Source organism: Mesorhizobium sp. B2-6-2 (assembly GCF_006440615.1).
GTDB lineage: Bacteria > Pseudomonadota > Alphaproteobacteria > Rhizobiales > Rhizobiaceae > Mesorhizobium.
The window spans coordinates 416,303-434,462 of sequence record NZ_VFUG01000003.1; the positions used below are offsets into that span (position 1 = coordinate 416,303).

General features: G+C 63.5%; 18 protein-coding genes and 1 tRNA gene. 9 read left to right on the plus strand and 10 right to left on the minus strand.

Translation table 11 applies throughout. From position 1 onward, the window contains the following. Positions 1-44 precede the first annotated feature (44 nt). Together radC and map are read right to left on the minus strand one after the other, a co-directional pair. Positions 45-806, minus strand: a complete 762-nt coding sequence (radC, locus tag FJ419_RS10080) for a DNA repair protein RadC (RefSeq protein ID WP_140690480.1) — start codon at positions 804-806, stop codon at positions 45-47. A gap of 35 nt (positions 807-841) precedes the next feature. Then, on the minus strand, positions 842-1,669 hold the full coding sequence (map, locus tag FJ419_RS10085; protein ID WP_140690483.1) for a type I methionyl aminopeptidase: 828 nt from the start codon (positions 1,667-1,669) through the stop codon (positions 842-844). Between the two features lie 151 nt (positions 1,670-1,820). On the opposite strand from map, the gene FJ419_RS31435 reads away from it, so the two are divergent. After that, entirely contained in the window at positions 1,821-1,943 is a 123-nt protein-coding gene (locus tag FJ419_RS31435; protein ID WP_281405821.1) for a hypothetical protein, read from the plus strand. A gap of 138 nt (positions 1,944-2,081) precedes the next feature. After that, a complete protein-coding gene (locus FJ419_RS10090; RefSeq protein ID WP_140690487.1) occupies positions 2,082-2,387 on the plus strand; it encodes a DUF982 domain-containing protein in 306 nt (101 codons plus the stop codon). An 11-nt stretch (positions 2,388-2,398) separates the two neighbouring features. On the opposite strand, the gene FJ419_RS10095 is transcribed toward FJ419_RS10090, so the two are convergent. Next, entirely contained in the window at positions 2,399-3,085 is a 687-nt protein-coding gene (locus FJ419_RS10095) for an aspartyl/asparaginyl beta-hydroxylase domain-containing protein (protein WP_140690490.1), read from the minus strand. 220 nt (positions 3,086-3,305) lie between these two features. Between FJ419_RS10095 and FJ419_RS10100 the strand changes: the two genes are divergently transcribed. Beyond that, the gene (locus FJ419_RS10100; protein ID WP_140690493.1) at positions 3,306-3,599 is read left to right on the plus strand and encodes a hypothetical protein; all 294 of its coding nucleotides are present in this window, start codon (positions 3,306-3,308) and stop codon (positions 3,597-3,599) included. Positions 3,600-4,069: 470 nt separating this feature from the next. Here the strand turns inward: FJ419_RS10100 and FJ419_RS10105 are convergent, their stop codons facing one another. Next, positions 4,070-5,041, minus strand: coding sequence for a LysR family transcriptional regulator (locus FJ419_RS10105; RefSeq protein WP_140690496.1), 972 nt, complete (start codon positions 5,039-5,041; stop codon positions 4,070-4,072). 99 nt (positions 5,042-5,140) lie between these two features. Here FJ419_RS10105 and FJ419_RS10110 point away from each other — a divergent pair, with 99 nt between their 5' ends. Then, positions 5,141-5,587: a cupin domain-containing protein gene (locus FJ419_RS10110; RefSeq protein ID WP_246679165.1), complete on the plus strand. Its 447-nt coding sequence runs from the start codon at positions 5,141-5,143 to the stop codon at positions 5,585-5,587. A 77-nt stretch (positions 5,588-5,664) separates the two neighbouring features. Here FJ419_RS10110 and FJ419_RS10115 read toward each other — a convergent pair. The 3 genes from FJ419_RS10115 to phaC all read right to left on the minus strand — a co-directional run bounded on the left by FJ419_RS10115 (position 5,665) and on the right by phaC (position 9,510). After that, a tRNA-Glu gene (locus tag FJ419_RS10115) sits at positions 5,665-5,739 on the minus strand. Between the two features lie 445 nt (positions 5,740-6,184). Beyond that, the gene (locus tag FJ419_RS10120; protein ID WP_246679166.1) at positions 6,185-7,348 is read right to left on the minus strand and encodes a YcbK family protein; all 1,164 of its coding nucleotides are present in this window, start codon (positions 7,346-7,348) and stop codon (positions 6,185-6,187) included. A 326-nt stretch (positions 7,349-7,674) separates the two neighbouring features. Further along, complete coding sequence (gene phaC, locus FJ419_RS10125) at positions 7,675-9,510, minus strand: class I poly(R)-hydroxyalkanoic acid synthase (protein WP_140690503.1); 1,836 nt, start codon at positions 9,508-9,510, stop codon at positions 7,675-7,677. Between the two features lie 97 nt (positions 9,511-9,607). Here phaC and FJ419_RS10130 point away from each other — a divergent pair, with 97 nt between their 5' ends. From FJ419_RS10130 to recJ, 5 genes are all read left to right on the plus strand, one after another. Further along, positions 9,608-10,012: a hypothetical protein gene (locus tag FJ419_RS10130; protein ID WP_181170656.1), complete on the plus strand. Its 405-nt coding sequence runs from the start codon at positions 9,608-9,610 to the stop codon at positions 10,010-10,012. 41 nt (positions 10,013-10,053) lie between these two features. Then, positions 10,054-11,271: an LL-diaminopimelate aminotransferase gene (locus FJ419_RS10135; RefSeq protein WP_140690507.1), complete on the plus strand. Its 1,218-nt coding sequence runs from the start codon at positions 10,054-10,056 to the stop codon at positions 11,269-11,271. Positions 11,272-11,329: 58 nt separating this feature from the next. Continuing rightward, positions 11,330-12,643 (plus strand): homoserine dehydrogenase, encoded by a 1,314-nt coding sequence (locus tag FJ419_RS10140; RefSeq protein WP_140690510.1) that lies wholly within the window; start codon positions 11,330-11,332, stop codon positions 12,641-12,643. A gap of 142 nt (positions 12,644-12,785) precedes the next feature. Then, positions 12,786-13,769 carry a class II fructose-bisphosphatase gene (glpX, locus tag FJ419_RS10145; protein ID WP_140690513.1) on the plus strand — a complete coding sequence of 328 codons (984 nt, stop codon included), beginning with the start codon at positions 12,786-12,788 and terminating at the stop codon, positions 13,767-13,769. Between the two features lie 139 nt (positions 13,770-13,908). Beyond that, complete coding sequence (gene recJ / locus FJ419_RS10150; RefSeq protein ID WP_140690517.1) at positions 13,909-15,693, plus strand: single-stranded-DNA-specific exonuclease RecJ; 1,785 nt, start codon at positions 13,909-13,911, stop codon at positions 15,691-15,693. Between the two features lie 163 nt (positions 15,694-15,856). Here the strand turns inward: recJ and FJ419_RS10155 are convergent, their stop codons facing one another. From FJ419_RS10155 to folE, 3 genes are all read right to left on the minus strand, one after another. Continuing rightward, complete coding sequence (locus FJ419_RS10155; RefSeq protein ID WP_140690521.1) at positions 15,857-16,822, minus strand: patatin family protein; 966 nt, start codon at positions 16,820-16,822, stop codon at positions 15,857-15,859. An 84-nt stretch (positions 16,823-16,906) separates the two neighbouring features. Then, on the minus strand, positions 16,907-17,365 hold the full coding sequence (gene hisI, locus FJ419_RS10160) for a phosphoribosyl-AMP cyclohydrolase (protein ID WP_140690524.1): 459 nt from the start codon (positions 17,363-17,365) through the stop codon (positions 16,907-16,909). A 43-nt stretch (positions 17,366-17,408) separates the two neighbouring features. After that, on the minus strand, positions 17,409-18,041 hold the full coding sequence (folE, locus tag FJ419_RS10165; RefSeq protein WP_095765060.1) for a GTP cyclohydrolase I FolE: 633 nt from the start codon (positions 18,039-18,041) through the stop codon (positions 17,409-17,411). Positions 18,042-18,160: the final 119 nt, after the last annotated feature.

The following is an 18,160-nucleotide window of genomic DNA, read 5'->3' on the forward strand; positions in this document are numbered from 1 at the left end:
GACGAGACGATGTCCCGGCAATCTCGAAATGCCGGGCAAACGCCTCAGATCAGCAGCAGGCCTTTCATCGAGGCGTTGCCCTTGCGGCCGATGATGATGTGGTCGTGCACGGCGATGCCGAGCGGCTTGGCCGTATCGATAATCTGCTTGGTCATCTCGATGTCCGCGCGGGAAGGTGTGGGATCTCCCGAAGGATGGTTGTGCACCAGGATGACGGCGCTGGCTGAGAGCTCGAGCGCGCGCTTGACCACCTCGCGCGGATAGACCGGCGTGTGGTCGACGGTGCCGGTCTGCTGCACCTCGTCGGCGATCAGCCCGTTCTTCTTGTCGAGGAACAGGACGCGGAACTGTTCGCGAGCCTCGAAGGCCATGGCGGAGCGGCAATAGTCGAGCAGTTGCGTCCAGTTGGACAGGATTTCGCGGCCGCGCACCTCGCCGCGCGCCATGCGTTGGGCCGTCGCGGCGATGACCTTGAGATCGGTCGCGACGGTCGGTCCGATGCCTTTGACTTCTCCAAGCAGGGATGCCGGCGCGCCGAGCACTTCGGCCAGCGAGCCGAAGCGGGCGATGAGCGCCTTGGCGATGGGCTTGGTGTCGACGCGCGGGATCAGCCGGAAGAGCAGCAGCTCGAGCAGTTCATAGTCGGGCAAGGCGTCCGGTCCGCCGGCGGCAAAGCGTTCGCGCAGACGGTCGCGATGGCCATGATAGTGCGGTTTCTCGGTAGGTGCCGCCTTCTTTTGCACCGCCTCAGGCGGTTCGATCCAGCCTTCGGAAAAGAATGCCCGCTCGTCCTCGACTTTGCCCATGGTCCGCCCGCTCCCCTCAGGCTTAGGTCGAAGTGCTACGCCGGCAGGCCGGGGCGGTCGAGCTTTTTCGGCGACAGCGTGAAGATCTCGCAGCCGCTGTCGGTAACCCCGATCGTGTGCTCGTACTGCGCCGACAGCGAGCGGTCGCGCGTGACCGCCGTCCAGCCGTCCGACAGCACCTTCACATGCGGCCGGCCGAGATTGATCATCGGCTCGACGGTAAAGATCATGCCCGGCCGCATCTCGACGCCTTCATTGACGGTGCCGTAATGCAGGATGTTCGGCGCGTCGTGGAAAAGCTGGCCGACGCCGTGGCCGCAGAAGTCGCGGACCACCGAGCAGCGCTCGGCCTCGGCATAGGTCTGGATCGCGGCGCCGATGGCGCCGGTGCGGGCGCCGGGCTTGATCGCAGCTATGCCGCGCATCAGGCACTCGTAGGTCACTTCGAGCAGGCGCTCGGCGGCGCGCTTGATCGTGCCCACCGGATACATGCGCGAGGAATCGCCGTGCCAGCCGTCGAGGATATAGGTGACGTCGATGTTGACGATGTCGCCTTCCTTCAGCGGTTTGTTGTCGGGAATGCCGTGGCAGACGACATGGTTGATCGAGGTGCAGGATGATTTGGTGTAGCCGCGATAATTGAGTGTTGCCGGCAGCGCACCATGGTCCATGCCGAATTCGAAGACGAAGCGGTCGATCGTTTCCGTGGTCACGCCGGGCTTCACGATCGGCACAAGCTCGTCGAGGCAGCGCGCGGTGAGGTCGCAGGCCTTGCGCATGCCGGCGAAGCCTTCCTCGCCATAGAGGCGGATCTGGCCGGTATTTCGAAGGGGCGCGGTGGAGGCGTCGAGATAAGTAACCATTTTGTCCGTTTGCCGGCGTGGGCTTCAAAGGAGCCGAATGCGAAAATCTGCTCCAGATTTGGCACCGCAAGCCGCAAGGTTCAAGGACGAAGTGCGGTTGCCGCGTCCATTGCGGCTTTCCCTGGCCATTTCCATGGTTAGGTCGGTCCTGATGTTCGGAGGAAGGAACGCGGCGATCGTGCTCGGCGCCATCCTCGCGCTGCCGTCCCCCTATCTGCTGACGGTGGTTACCCGCATGGCCTATGACGCGAAGGAGGATCCAGCCAACCAGTAGCGGCAAGGGCCTGATCCAGGCACCCGCGAACCGGTTCTTCACCGCACTGAGGTCACATTTGCGAGTCAGAAGGCCGCAAAAGCAACTTTTCACATCGAACGGCGTTGCTCTCGGCTGCGCCAGTTCGGGAGACAGGGAATGGACAGACTGCAATTCGAAGTGCCGGTGCGCATCACGCCCGCGCCCGGCCTGCCGGTCGAAGAAATCTACAGCGTCGAGCAGGCGCTCGATTTCCTGCAGGATTGGCCGAAGCGCCGGCAAGGCAAGGTCTACGAAGCCGCGTTCAATGCCTGCTTCGGGGCGACGGTAGACGTGGCCAGCGCCGAGGAAGCCTGCCGCGCGTTCGCAGCCTTCTGCCGCGTCAGCGGATTGCTGGCGAGAGACGCGATGTTTCCCGGCAAGCGTGGCAGCGGGGCAGGGACGTATCGCGAGGCGCGAGCGTAGATTCGATCGGTTCAGCCGCCGAACGACACGCCCCGATAGCGCATTCCCACCTGCACGCCGCGCACGATCACGCGCGAAAGGATTTCCATATCCAGCGGCATTTGCGGACGCCACACGTCGAGCAGGAGAGCGACGCGCGGCTGATCCGAGTTGTTCATGACCTCGTGCTCGAACGTGTCGTCCCACAGCAAGCATTCGCCGTCGGCGATGCGTCTCTCCTCGCGATTGATCATCATGATCGTTGCCGGACGGCCGTCCGGCTGCTTTGGGATGATCAGGCCGAGATGGAACCGCATGATGCCGCGAAAGGGTCCGCGATGCGGCGGGATGTGCTTGCGCGGGGCGAGGAACGAGACGGCGGCCGATTTGACCTCGGGGCACTCGGTGAGCAGTCGGTTGAGCACCGGCATCCTTGCGAGGTTCGCCGGGATCGTCATGTCATAGGCCTTGAGCACGAACATGCGCCAATCGAGACCGTCATTGGCCGAGATATTGGCCTGTTCCGGCATGATGTCGTGGAAGCGCGGCGCCTTGTTCAGCTTCGCCGCCAGCGCCTCATCGCGGATATCGCGCCAGGCGGCGGTGAACTTCGCGGCATTGGGAAAATGCGTGCCGGCATCAAGAATGGCCGGTGCATCTATGCGTTTTTCATAGATACGGCGGACCAGATTGGTTCCGAGATCGTAGGCGCCTGACATCTCATTACCTCAACGACGCTGTTATATAGTGGGATATTGCTTGCGGCCACCGCTCACGGAGATTTGCTCCGGCCGTCAACACGGAGATGGACATCGCAGGCCGCCATGCCAAAACCGAAGCGATGTCGGCCTCGCTCGCTGCATCGTGACAGCGCGACCGTTGCGGAACTGCGTCACAACACGCGGATTTGGCGACACGATGTTTTGCCAGGACGCCACCATGCCGGGACGCAAGATTTTGCTTTGCGCGGCAGCCATGCTCGTTGCTGCTTCAAATTTCGCCGACGCTCGGCCCGACACGCTCAAGATGACGTGTGAACAGACGCAGGCACTGATCCAGAGCCAGCACGCCGCGGTGTTGGGCACGGGGCCGAATGCCTATGACCGCTATGTTCGCCAATTCGGCAATGAGTGCGATGCGCCTTACCTGCCGATGGTCGACTATGTTCCGACCGGCGACGGCCGGTGCATGGTTTACCGGTGCGAAGAACCGGCTCCAATGGTTCTGGATTGACCGGAGGCCTGTGACGCTCTCCCGGCTTTTCACGGGAGCCTCAGACACTGGCCTATGCGGCCTTACTTGACCTTTTGAATCTCCGGTTGAATCTCCGGGCTCGGCGTCTGATCAGTTGCCGGGGCCGGCGTGCAATCCGGGCCCTTGCAGTCCAGCACGGGATCGTCGGCCGGAGGAAGACAATTTTGCCCCTGGCAATGGACTGCTGGCGGCTGCGGCGTTGCTTGGCTATTCGGCTGGGCAGGCTTATCGTCTGCGTGAACGGGCGGCACGCCTGCCAGGCCGGTCATTGCCGCGCATAGGAGCGCTGTCCGAAGCATCTTCATTCCAGCCTCCACGGCTGAGAGCGGAGGGAATTTTACACTTTCGGGTCGAAGACGGCATCCTGTCGTCCGCGAACGGCGTTAACAGCGCGTTTCCGGTCGCGTCCTGCCTTGTTACCGACAAGGCACACGACACTGGCCCGCCATTCAGGCCGGGCGTGGTTCATGGACGCTGCTGCCGGCTTCGCCGGCGCTCAGTTGCGAGAGCAGCTCCAGAACCATTTCCCGCAGCCAGCGGTGTGTGGGATCGGTTGTGTTGCGTTTGTGCCAGACGATGCAGATGAGGGCAGGATCGATCGGAATGGGCGGACTGTAGATCGCCAGCCCCAAGCGAGATGCTACCTTGCGCGCGAGCTGTTCCGGAACGAGCGCGACCAGGTCGCTTCCCGCCACTGCGTTACAGACGCCGCCGAACACCGGCATCGTCATGGCCACCCGCCGTTCGCGCCCCATCCGGGCCAGCGCCGCGTCGCCCATGGCCTTGAGCTTGCCCTCGGGCGAGAAGACGACGTGGCCGAGGTCGCAGAAAAGGTCGATCGGAATGACGTCTCCGGAGCTCACCTTCGCCCGCTCGAGCCTTGGGTGCCCGGCGCGGGCGATCGTCACGAATGTCGACCGGAAGGCAGGAAGATGGTCGATCCAGCTGGGGAAATCGACCCTGGGAACGAGGGCAAGGTCGATGCCGTGCTTTTCGAGCGTGCCGACATAGTCGTCGGGCACAAGATCCACCAGTTGGACCAATATCTTGGGAGCGTGGCGTGAGATTGCATTGGCCAGGGCAGGCATCAGCATCTCGGCAAAGAAATCCGAACCTGCGATCTTGAAGCTTTGCTCGGCTTCGGCCGGATTGAAGCTGCCAGGCCCGCCAAGCAGCGCCGACAATTCGTCGAGCATGCGGCGAAGCGGAAGCTCGAGGTTGCGGGCGTATTGTGTCGGCACGATGTGCTGTCCCTGGCGCACGAACAGCGGATCGCCGAGAAAATTCCGAAGTCGTCCCAGGCTGGCCGATATCGCCGGTTGCGACAGGCCGATGCGTTCTCCGGCCTTTACGGTCGATTGCTCGCGCAGCAGCGCGTCGAGCACCCGCAGGAGATTGAGGTCGAAGCTCGATAAATTCATTCCCCGAATATATTTTATAATAGCTATCGATTTCAATTATGAGATCGGTTCTGGCAACTTCCCTACGTCGAAAATGGTGTCGGATCACGGGAGGTTTCGGTGGCCGTTGCGTCAGTACCCTACAGCATCCAGTGGCTTGGCACGTCCTACCGGATTTGCCTCACGGCGGAGCAAACGGCCTCGCGGCTCGGAATGTTCGAAAGCCTCGATCAGCCCGGTTATGGTCCTCCGCGCCACATCCACAATAACGAGGACGAGACCTTCCAGATTCAGTCCGGCGAAGTAGAGTTCTGGATGCACGGTCAAACGCGCATAGCCGGCCCGGGCGGTGTCGTGCACGTTGCGCGCGGAATCGAGCATGCATTCCGGGTGATTGGCGATCGACCCGCCAGAATGCTCACCGTCATGACGCCCGGCGGCTTCGAAGGCTTCTTCGCGGAGATGGCGAAACACAGGTGCCGAATTCCCGACGACATGGATCAGATCGCGGCCATTGGGGCGCGTTTCGGTCTGACCTTCACAGGCCCGCCCCTGGGCGCAGCCTGAAACGGCAAGAGGACGGACCGCCTTCGGGTCCTTCATCGAGACCGAAGCGTCGACCGGAAACAACTGACTGAAGAAACTGGTACGCCCAAGGGGAATCGAACCCCTGTTACCGCCGTGAAAGGGCGGTGTCCTAACCGCTAGACGATGGGCGCGCTCAGACGAAGCGGCTTATAATTGCGTTGTTGCCAACCGGCAACCCATCCGCTGCCACATGCGACAACTTTTTTCAAAAGCGGCGAAAGGCGCGTTGCAGCGAGGCAGGACGTGGTTTCGACCGGCACATGATCGTGCACCTCGGAGATTGGCTGGAAGGCCTCTCGCGGTCGTCATTCTATGGCGGAGCAAGGAGCGCAGCGACGCGCGCAGACCATGGAATCCATTCCGTGAGGCTGACGTGCCGCAACGGTGCAGAACCTGCGAGGCTGCACTCCGCGAGCAAGGTCACGGAATGGATCCTCGGGTCTGCGCGTCCGCTTCGCTCCCGCTCCGCCCGTGGATGACGAAGCGACGGATGCCTCGGCCAATCGCCATGGCATTGGCAGCGATCGGCTCGCAACCTGTCAAACCTGCTATGCCCACGAAACCAAGCCGAACGTGTCAGCCGTCCTCGCCGCCGCCGCCGCTGCGCCTGCGGCAGCGCCAGTTCCAGTCGCGCTCGGGGCCGACGTCGATATGGACGGATTCGGTGTGGCAGTAGGTGCCGACGCCGCCGCGGCCGGGCATCGAGCGGACGTAGCTCGCCAGTTCCCATTTCGACACGCCGGGCAACTGGATGTCGGCGGCGGCGCAATACATGTGCAGCGAGTTCTTGGCGCCGTTGGCGCGGCGGTTGCGCGAGGGATCGCGATAGCCGGAGGTGACGATCATCTTGCGGCCGAAATGGCCCTCGATCGTCTTCAGCACCCGTACCAGCGACGGCTTGAGGCAGGCGACGTCGACGCTTTCGTTCTGCTTCAAAAGACCATTGGGCGCGAGCCTGGCTAAACCGGCGGCCGACGCCACCTGGTAGGAACCGCCGCCGCCCTCGTCCTCGTTGAGGTCGACGTCGCTCTCGTCGTCGATACCGGATTTGCGCTTGATCTCGAACAGCGCCGTCTGGCGCACGCCGGGAAGAGCGTCGGCGCCCGTGATGTGATTGCTCGGGTTCTCGAGCGAGGCCAGCTGCACCGGCTTCTCGGCCGGGGTCGCCGAGGCCAGCGTCACGATCGGCTTGGCCGGCGGCGGCGTGGTCTTGGCCTGCGCGGCGGGCTGGTCGCCGGAGCGCGCATTGTTGATCAGGGGGGCGGGCGCGGCCGAAGCCGGCGTGGTGCTGAACAGCGACGCGAACAGGCTCTTCTTCGGCGCGGCGATCTGCGGCTGCGCCGGCTCGGCCGCGGTCACATAGACACCGTTGCTCATGGCCTGCGTGGTCGCCTGCGCCTTCGACGCGACGGTGGCGGCATCGCCGGCGGCGACCTGCTTGGCGACGGCTAGCGTCTGTTCCGCCGTTTGCGCCTGCTGAACCAGCGGTTGCGGCGTGCTCCCGGCAATGGCCTGGGCGCCGGCAGGGATGGCGATGGGGAAGGTGCCGTCCGGCCGCGTCTCCGGCACGTAGGCGACCTTCTCAGGCAAAGGCGCATCGCCCTCGCTCATCACGGTCGACGTCGCTTCGGCCGGCGCCGATGCCTGCAAGGACGAATCGGCCGAAGTCGCGGTCTTGGCGCTGGATGTCGCGCTCATTTCGCCGGCGGTTGAATTGTAGGCGGGGGAAACGACCGACATCGTCGGGTCGCCGGTCGATGTGCAGGAGGCCAGAAGCACGGAGAAAAGCGCTGCCGCAATGCTGCAGCTTCCCCTTCGTGCAAGACGCCAACCTGCTGATTTCAAAACAAATTCCCCCTCGATATCCGGTCGGTTCGTCATCGCCGCGCCACTCCAGTACCGCGCCGCGATAACCCTCCTGTTCCCAACCGGAAACGGGACGTGTGTCGAATCTGCAAGCCTCGGAATTATTCTGCGTCGGAAGGTGATTTGAGGCCGCCGAACGATTGACGCCACCATTTCGCCCTGTTTTGGCGGCCCGTCAACTCACCACACATTACAGCCCGTTACACACGCACCTTGACATAGGTGCCCGGCGCATCTCCCAAGGTTTTCATACGCTTGCCGGGTTTACGGGCGGGTACACGGATGTCGTCCTGGGCCTCGATCCAGTGTTGCCAGTGCGTCCACCATGAACCAGGATGCTCGTCCGCCGCGGCAAGCCACGCGTTGAAATCGCCCACCGGCTTGCCGCCGGTCCAGTACTGATATTTCCTGGCGGCAGGCGGGTTGACGACGCCGGCGATGTGACCGGATCCCGCCATGACATACTCGACGTCGCCGCCGAAAAACTGCGAACCGAGGAACACCGAAAGCGCCGGCGCGATGTGGTCTTCCTTCGTGGCCAGGTTGTAGACGGGGATGGTGATGTCGGCCAGAGAGACCGTGCGCCCGGCAAGCTCCATTGTGCCGCGCGAGAGATTGTTCTCGAGATAGCAATTGCGCAGGTAGAACGAGTGGTTGGCAGCAGCCATGCGCGTGGAATCGGAATTCCAGTAGAGCAGGTCGAAGGGCAGGGGTTCCTTGCCGCGCATGTAGTTGTTGACGACATAGGGCCAAATCAGGTCGCCCGAGCGCAGCATGTTGAAGGCGGTGGCCATCTTGGTGCCGTCGAGATAACCCTTCTCGCCCATCGAGCGCTCAACGGCGGCGACCTGGTCCTCGTCGACGAACACCTTGAGGTCGCCGGCATAGGTGAAGTCGACCTGGGTCGTGAAGAAGGTGGCCGATCTGATGCGGTGGTCGCCTTCCTGCGCCAACAGCGCCAGCGCGGCAGCCAGGAGCGTGCCGCCGACGCAGTAACCGATGGCGTTGACCTCCTTTTCGCCGGAGGCCTTCTCCACCATGTCGAGGCCGAATTGCAGGCCTTCGCGGATATAGGCCTCCCAGCCCTTGGCGCCGTGGCGCTCGTCCGGATTGATCCAGGAGATGACAAAGACGGTGTGGCCCTGCTCGATCGCCCAGCGGATGAAGGACTTTTGCGGGTTGAGGTCGAGGATATAGAATTTGTTGATCCATGGCGGGCAGATCAGCAGCGGCCGTTTCAGCACCGTCTCCGTCACCGGATCGTACTGGATGATCTCGGCGACATCGCTGCGGCCAATGACCTTGCCGGGCGTGGTGGCGATGTTCTTGCCGATCTCGAAGGGCGTATAGTCGGCCTGGCGCAGCTTCAGGTCGCCGCGGCCGGCGGCGATGTCCTCGGCCAGCATCTTCATGCCGCGCACCAGGTTCTCGCCGTTCGAGGCCATGGTCTCGCGGAACAGCTCGGGATTGGTCAGGATGAAGTTCGACGGCGCGATCGCGTTCGACACCTGCTTGACGTAGAAGCCCGCCTTGTGGCGGGTGTGCTCGTCCAAGCCCTCGGCATGCTCGACAAGCTCGTTCGCCCAGCGCGAGGTGACGAGATAGGCCTGCTTGAGGAAGTCGAAGAAGGCATTGCGGCCCCATTCGGGGTCCTGGAAGCGCTTGTCGCCGCGCTCGGGCTGGACCGCGTCCTGCGGCGCTTCGGCGTTCGGATTGACCTTCTGGATGGCGTTCGCCCAGACGGTCATATAGCCGGCAAACAGCCGCGTCTGCGCTTCGAGCGCGCGTTGCGGGTCGCCCAGCCAGTATTCCGAAAGCTTTGAGAAGGTCTTGACCATGTCGACGACGGGTTCGGCGACATGGTCGCGCACTTCGCCTTTCTCGCGCGGTTCGGCCCAGGCGGAAGCCGCCTTGCCGGCCTGCTCGACCATGCGCGCCATGTTCAGGGCGAAGCGCTCGGGATCCTTCACCAGATATTGCTCGATGGCCGAAGGTCCGCCATTTTCCGCTTTGTCCGAATCGTCAGGTTTGGACATGGTTCGCGGGGTTCCTCCCGGAGCGTTTTCTTGACATATTACCATGGGACATCTGACCGGGTCCAATTCGCTCTAACCCGGCTGCCAGGAAAACAATATGACGATTAATGTCGGCGGGACTTTTTTTCTCAAGCCGGGTTCGATTTGCCGCATGGCGCTGATGGCGGGGCTGGTCGGCATGCTGCTGCCCGCTGCCGGCTGCACCAGCACCAGCACGAACAATGCGCCGACGGCGTTGACCGAAGGTCCGAGGGACACCGGTTCCTATCCGAACCTCAACATCCCGCCGCAGGTGGCCGCCAAGCAGCTCACCAAGGAGGAGACCGCGGCGAACCTCGCTCAGCTCAAGGCCGAGGAACAGACGCAGATTGCCAAGGGCAGCGGCGTCAAAGCGCCGGCGAATTCGGCCGCGCTCAATACTTTGGCCAAGACGCATGGCGCCGACACACTGAAGCAGATCGAGGGCAAATGCGACCCCGCCCTCGACCCTAGCTGCAATTAGGTCTATATCGCGCGCCGAAACTCTGATGGTCTGGAACTGAAATGGAAGAATTTCACAAGGTCCGCCGGCTTCCGCCTTACGTGTTCGAGCAGGTCAACCGGCTGAAGGCCAGCGCCCGTTCGCGCGGCGCCGACATCATCGACCTTGGCATGGGCAATCCGGACCTGCCGACGCCGAAGGCCATCGTCGACAAATTGTGCGAAGTGGTGCGCGATCCGCGCACGCATCGCTACTCCGCCTCGCGCGGCATTCCGGGCCTGCGCCGCGCCCAGGCGAATTATTATCTGCGCCGCTTCGGCGTGAAGCTCAATCCCGACACGCAGGTGGTGGCGACGCTGGGCTCGAAGGAGGGCTTCGCCAACATGGCGCAGGCGATCACCGCGCCCGGCGACGTTATCCTGTGCCCCAACCCGACCTATCCGATCCACGCCTTCGGCTTCATCATGTCGGGCGGGGTGATCCGTTCGCTGCAGGTCGAGCCCGATGACGGTTTCATCCCTGCGGTCGAGCGCGGCATCCGCCATTCGATCCCGAAGCCGCTGGCGCTGATCCTCAATTATCCGTCGAACCCGACGGCGCTGGTCGCCTCGCTCGATTTCTACAAGGACGTGGTGGCCTTCGCGAAGAAGAACGACATCATCATCCTGTCGGATCTTGCCTATTCGGAAATCTATTTCGACGGCAATCCGCCGCCGTCGGTGCTGCAGGTGCCGGGCGCGATGGATGTCTGCGTCGAGTTCACCTCGATGTCGAAGACCTTTTCCATGCCCGGGTGGCGCATGGGCTTCGCGGTCGGCAACGAGCGGCTGATTTCGGCGCTGACGCGGGTTAAATCCTACCTCGACTATGGCGCGTTCACACCGATCCAGGTTGCGGCGGCGCATGCGCTGAACGGCGACGGCGCCGACATCGAGGAGGTGCGCGAGGTCTACCATAAGCGGCGCGACGTGATGGTCGATTCTTTCGGCCGCGCCGGCTGGACCATTCCCGCGCCGGCGGCCTCGATGTTCGCCTGGGCGCCGATTCCGGAACCGTTCCGCCATCTCGGCTCACTCGAATTCTCCAAGCTGCTCATCGAGCATGCGGATGTCGCGGTGGCGCCGGGCGTCGGCTTCGGCGAGCATGGCGACGATTATGTGCGCCTGGCGCTGGTCGAGAACGAGCACCGGATCCGCCAGGCCGCGCGCAACATCAAGAAGTTCCTCGCGACCGCCGCCAAGCAGCCCAACAATGTGGTGCCTTTAGCCGCTCATCGTTGAGTTGCCTGACATTTTTTTGCACCTGACATTTTTTGCAAGTTGAGGGGCCTCTCCGGACATGGCTGAAGCATTGCGTGTTGGAATTGCCGGCCTTGGTACGGTGGGCGCCTCGGTGGCGCGCGTGCTGCGCGACAAGGCGGCCGAGCTTACCCGGCAGTGCGGTCGCGACATCGTTGTGACCGCCGTTTCGGCTCGCGATCCGAAACGCGACCGCGGTATCGATCTCAGCGTCGCGAAATGGTTCGACGATCCTGTCAAGCTGGCCGAGAAGGCCGATATCGACGTCTTCGTCGAGCTGATCGGCGGCGACGAGGGGCCGTCGCGGCTGTCGGTGAAGGCGGCGCTCGAGGCGGGAAGGCATGTCGTAACCGCCAACAAGGCGCTGCTTGCCAAGCATGGCGTGGCGCTTGCCGAGATCGCCGAGAAGAAGGGCGTGCTGCTCAACTACGAGGCGGCAGTGGCCGGCGGCATCCCGGTCATCAAGACGATGCGAGAGGCGATGGCGGGCAATGCGGTGACGCGTGTCTTCGGCATCCTCAACGGCACCTGCAACTACATCCTGACGCGCATGGAAGCCGAAGGCATCTCCTTCGACGCCTGCCTGAAGGATGCGCAGCGGCTGGGCTATGCCGAAGCCGATCCGACCTTCGACATCGAAGGCCATGACACGGCGCACAAATTGTCGATCCTGACCAGCCTTGCCTTCGGCACCAGGATCGCCGCCGGCGACATCTATATGGAAGGCATCTCCAACATCACCCAGGCCGACATCCGCGCGGCGGGCGATCTCGGCTACCGCATCAAGCTGCTCGGCGTCGCGCAGCGCACCGACAGCGGCATAGAGCAGCGTGTCCATCCGACCATGGTGCCGACGGCGTCGGTCATCGCGCAGGTGCATGGCGTCACCAACGCGGTGGCGATCGAGACCGATATCCTTGGCGAGCTCTTGCTTTCCGGTCCGGGCGCCGGCGGCAATGCGACCGCTTCGGCGGTCGTCGGCGACATCGCCGACATTGCCAAGAGCCGGCCGGGCTTCCAGCATGGCCCGGTCTTCGGCTGGCCGGCGAAGGAACTGAAGCCTTACAAGAAAGCGCAGATGCGCAGCCATGCCGGCGGCTATTTCATCCGGCTGACCGTGCATGACCGCACGGGCGTGTTTGCAGCCATTGCCAAGCGCATGGCAGACAACGACATCTCGCTGGAATCGATCGTTCAACAGGCGGCCGGCGCGGAAACGCAGGCGCAGAAGACGGTCATCCTCGTAACGCACGAGACGACGGAAGCGGCGGTGCGCAAGGCCGTCGAAGGCATCACCAAGGACGGCCATCTGACCGACAAGCCGCAAGTGATCCGCATCGAGCGGGCGGAATAAGCCACGTCCGGTTCCGCCTTCAATCGATTGATTTTGCTGTCATTTCAAAAATTGACGGGGCAAGTCTTGCCGTTGTCATGGAGCTTTGCCAGAAGAAGCGCACCTCTGGCGGGAGGTTGAGTTTCACGAGGAATTTCTGTCTATGAACATAGCCCAGGACATCACCGCCGGTCTCGACCGGATCCTTACGATGGAAGTCGTGCGTGTGACCGAGCGGGCCGCCGTCGCGGCGGCAAGGCTGCGCGGGCGCGGCGATGAGAAGGCTGCCGATCAGGTGGCGGTCGACGCCATGCGCCAGGAGCTCAACCGGCTGGCCATCCAAGGCACGGTGGTGATCGGCGAAGGCGAGCGCGACGAGGCGCCGATGCTCTATATCGGCGAGGAGGTCGGCACCGGCAAAGGCCCGGGCGTCGACATCGCGCTCGATCCGCTCGAGGGCACGACGATCTGCGCCAAGAACCTGCCCAACGCACTTGCCGTCATCGCGATTGCGGAAAAGGGCAGCCTGCTGTTCGCGCCCGACGTCTACATGGACAAGATCGCCATCGGCCCCGGCTATCCCGAAGGTCTGATCGACATCGACGCCTCGCCGGCCGAAAACCTCGCCAATCTGGCCAAAGCCAAGGGCGTGGCCGTCTCCGACATCACCGCCTGCATCCTCGACCGGCCGCGTCACGCCAAGCTGATCGACGCCGTGCGTGCCACGGGTGCCGCGATCCGGCTGATCGGCGACGGCGATGTCGCGGGCGTCATCCACACCACCGATCCGGACGAGACCGGCATCGACATCTATCTCGGCACAGGCGGCGCGCCGGAGGGCGTGCTGGCGGCGGCCGCGCTTCGCTGCACCGGCGGACAGATGCAGGGCCGGCTGATCCTCGACACGCCGGAGAAGGTGGCGCGCGCGCACAAGATGGGCATTTCCGATCCGAAGCGGATCTATCGCGCCCACGACATGGCGCGCGGCGACGTGCTGTTCGCGGCGACCGGCGTCACCGACGGCAATTTGCTCGACGGCGTGAAGTTCGGCCGCACCTTCATCACCACGCACACCATCGTGCTGCGGTCGTCCTCGCGCACGGTGCGCGAGATCAAGGCGCGTCACCAGGATCTGGACAAGTTCTGATTTCGCTTCGTCCGGGCGCTTTGCCGCAATTCGAGGAAAAACGTTCCACACCTTTCCCCGCATTGCACGCTTCCCCGCAATTGCTCCGGCCGTCGCATATTGATATCTGCGCAATGATGATGTGCAGACGGCGCGTCGCATGACGGGCGAGAAACGGTTCTTCCTCGATGTCAGGCAGTCGGCGACCGGTGTTTCGTGGGAACACCGGCTGACCGAGCGCCAGGACATGGCCGCCTTGGCCATGGCGCAGGGCCACGGCGTGCCCGACATCGTGGCGCGGGTGCTTGCCGGCCGCGGCGTCAGCGTGGAGCAGACCGAGCGCTTCCTTGATCCAACCATTCGCGAGCTTCTGCCGAACCCAGCGTCGCTGACCGATATGGAAAAGGCGGCGGCAAGGCTGGCCGATGCGGTCGTCGCTCACGAAAAAGTGGCGATCTTCGGCGATTACGACGTCGACGGAGCAGCCTCGTCGGCGCTGTTAAAACGCTTTCTCACGCATTTTTCGGTGCCGTCGGAAATCTACATCCCGGACCGTATCTTCGAAGGCTACGGACCCAATCCGGAAGCGATGCGGGACTTGATCTCGCGCGGCGCGAAGCTGATCGTCACCGTCGACTGCGGCACCAACAGCGCGACCTCGATCGACGCGGCCAGGCAAGCCGGCGCCGATGTCGTGGTGCTCGATCATCACCAGGTCGGCGGTCCGTTGCCGGCGGCGGACGCTGTGGTCAATCCCAATCGCGAGGACGACCTGTCGGGGCAGGGACATCTGTGCGCCGCCGGCGTCGTCTTCCTGTGCCTGGTGCAGACGGCCAAAGTGCTGCGCGCGAGGCTGCCGGACGCCGCGCCGGTCGACCTGCTTTCAATGCTCGATCTGGTGGCGCTGGCGACGGTCTGCGACGTGGTCCCGCTCACCGGCGTCAACCGCGCCTTCGTGGTCAAGGGGCTGCAGGTGTTGCGCCAGCAGAAGAATGAGGGGCTGGCGGCGCTGGCGCGGGTCTCACGCATCGGCGAGCCGATCAACACTTTCCATCTGGCCTTCCTGATCGGCCCGCGTATCAATGCCGGCGGCCGCATCGGCGATGCCGCGCTCGGCAGCCGGCTTCTGGCCACCGACGATCCCGTCGAAGCGGCAGGCATTGCCGAGACGCTGGACCGGCTGAACCAGGAACGCCAGCAGATGGAGCAGAAGATGCTGGTGCAGGCGCGGGCTGAGGCCGATGCCGAGCTTGCCGGCGGCAACGGCCCGGCAGTCATCGTCACCGCCAGCAACAGCTGGCATCCCGGCATCGTCGGACTGATCGCCTCGCGGCTCAAGGATCATGCGCACCGGCCGGCTTTTGCCGTCGCCTTCAACTCGACCGGCATCGGCACGGGCTCCGGCCGTTCGGTGACCGGCTTCGACCTCGGCCGGCTGGTGCGCGAGGCGGCCGAGGCCAGGCTGATCGTCAAGGGCGGCGGCCACGCGATGGCCGCCGGCATCACCGTCGAGCGCGCCAAGCTTGGCGAACTGCGCGCCTTTTTCGAGGAACGCGCCGCGGCCGACGTGTTTCGCCTGCAGAACGAGGAAAGCCTGGCGATCGACGGCGCCTTGGCCGCCGAGGGCGCCACGATCGCGCTGCTCGACGCGCTGGAGAAAGCCGGGCCGTTCGGGGCCGGGCACATCGCGCCGGTGTTCGTGCTGCCGCGCCATCGGCTGGCCGACGCGCGCGCGATCGGCACCAACCACATCCGCGTGGACCTCCAGTCGCAAAGCGGCGGCAATATTCAGGCCATTGCATTTCGCGCCGTCGACACAGCGCTCGGCGAATTCCTGTTTAAGAACAGGGGCAGGACCGTGCATATCGCCGGTTCGTTATCGGGCAATTACTGGAACGGCAACCGCATGGTGCAGTTTCGCATCAGTGATGCGGCCCTGGCTTAAGGTATGTTGATATTCAGGTGAGGCCGGTCTGCAAATGGCGGCTTCCTGCGCTTCCGGTGCTCACGTACGAAAAGTACGCTCCGCTCCGGTTCTCAGAACCCGCCATTTTCGACTCGGCCTGACCTGAATCTCAACACACCTTGGGGCGGTGCCGTACCGGAGTTCAGACCAGGACGGACTGCAGCCGGGTCAGTTCGTTGATCTGGGACTTCGTCGCCTGATAGCCGAGGCTGATCGCCTCGTCGGCGCGATGGAATTCCGTCAGGCCGATATGGCTGAGTTTGGGCTGCAGCGACATATCCGGCGGATCGCCAGCGAGCCTGGCCCGCGAAATCCGGTCCTGAATGATGTTGAAAGCCTCGACCATGACGCCGGTGATGCCAAGGCGCGTCTGGTGTGACTGAGGATTGACCTGGCCGGGACGCGGCGCGTCGTTCTCGACAAGCAGCTCGCCGGCGCTGTGCTTGATGACGGCGGCGCGGCCGAACAGGTCGTAATGCAGATTGACCGCAACGACGAGCGGCTGCTCATAGGCGCGGCAGACCGAGACTGGCACCGGGTTGACCAGCGCGCCGTCGACCAGCATGCGGCCGTTGCAGGCCACCGGCTCGAAGACGCCCGGCAGCGCATAGGAGGCGCGCATGGCGGTGACAAGCGAGCCGCTCGACAGCCAGATTTCATGGCCTGTGCGGATTTCGGACGCGACGGCGACGAAGGGTTTCGCCAGGTCTTCGAAGCGAGCGCCGTCGAGATGCTCGCGCAGGCGCTGATCGAGCCTCATGCCGCCGAACAGGCCGCTGCCGCGAAGATTGAGATCGAGAAGGCCAAAAATGCGCCGCTTGGTCAGGCTTCTGGCGAATTCTTCCAGTTCGTCGAGCTTGCCGGCAAGGTAGCAGCCGCCGACCAGCGCACCGATCGAGGTGCCGGCGATCATCGATACTTCGATGCCGGCCTCGTCAAGCGCGCGCAGCACGCCGATATGGGCCCAGCCCCTGGCGCAGCCGCCGCCAAGCGCCAGCGAGATACCGGCTTTGCTTTCTGGCTTCGGGTCGGACGCGCCGCCTGACGATGCGGGGCCGTTGGCCTCCCGAACGTCAGGTCTGCTGCGCAATGACGCCCATTCGAGCATCATGATCTCCCTTGTCCCGTATCCCTTCTATCGCAAGGATATTTGAGAATAGTGAATCTGAGTGGTTTGTGAATATTGAATGGTTCACACCGACTTCCGATACGTTTGGTCCGTATCGAACAGCGGCCTGCTGCCGTCGCCGGCAAGCGTCGCCTTGCCGTCATTCAGCCCCACCGTCCGATAAAAGCAGGAACGCCGTCCGGTGTGACAAGTTGCGTCGTGGCCCAACACTTTGACGCGCAACCATATCGCGTCTTGGTCACAATCCGTGCGCATCTCGACAACCTGCTGGAAATTGCCCGAGGTTTCGCCCTTCTTCCACAGCGCGTTGCGCGAGCGCGACCAGTAATGGGCAATGCCGGTCTCCAGCGTCAGCGCCAGCGCCTCGGCGTTCATATGCGCGACCATCAACAGCATGCCGTCGTCGGCATCGGTGACGACGGCGGTGACGAGGCCGGCCGCATCGAAGCGCGGAGAAAGGACGGAGCCTTCCTCCAGCGATTTCTTATCGGATGGGGCTTTGGGGAACTGCAGTGCCGACATCGCCGGTCGATCTTTCTTTCCAGTGGCCGGCGGTGGCCGGCGATCAGCCGCCGGCGCGCACCATGGTGACGAAGCGGACCTGCTCCTCCGGCGTGTCCTTGAAGACGCCGGTGAAGGTGGAGGTCAGCGTGGTCGAATCCTGCTTGCGGATGCCGCGCATGGCCATGCACATATGCTCGGCCTCGAGCATGACGGCGACGCCGCGCGGGTTGAGCACGTCCTGGATGACGCCTGCGATCTGCGCGGTCATCGCTTCCTGCGTCTGCAGCCGGTGCGCGAAGATGTCGACGACGCGCGCGATCTTCGACAGACCGACCACCTTGCCGTCCGGCAGATAGCCGACATGCGCCTTGCCGATGATCGGCACCATGTGATGTTCGCAATGCGAATGGAATTTTATGTTCCTGACGATGACGAGATCGTCATAGCCGGCGACTTCCTCGAAGGTGCGGCCGAGCTCGTCGGCCGGGCACATGTCATAGCCGTTGAACATTTCGCGGAAGGCTTTGGTGACGCGCTTGGGCGTGTCGATCAGGCCTTCGCGGTCCGGATTGTCGCCGGTCCAGCGCAAAAGCGTGCGCACGGCGGCTTCGACCTCGGCTTCGCTCGGCCGGTCAGTGACGGGCTTTTCCAAATATTCGGACGGGGGCATGATTTTCTTGATGACGGCATCCATAAAGGCGTCTCCCGTAGTCCCACTCAAAGGTGGAACGAGTTGAACGGACCACGACCTTTTGGGTGAAAATCGCCCATTTCCATCCCGCAAGCGGCGTGAACAGATGAGCAGCGACAACG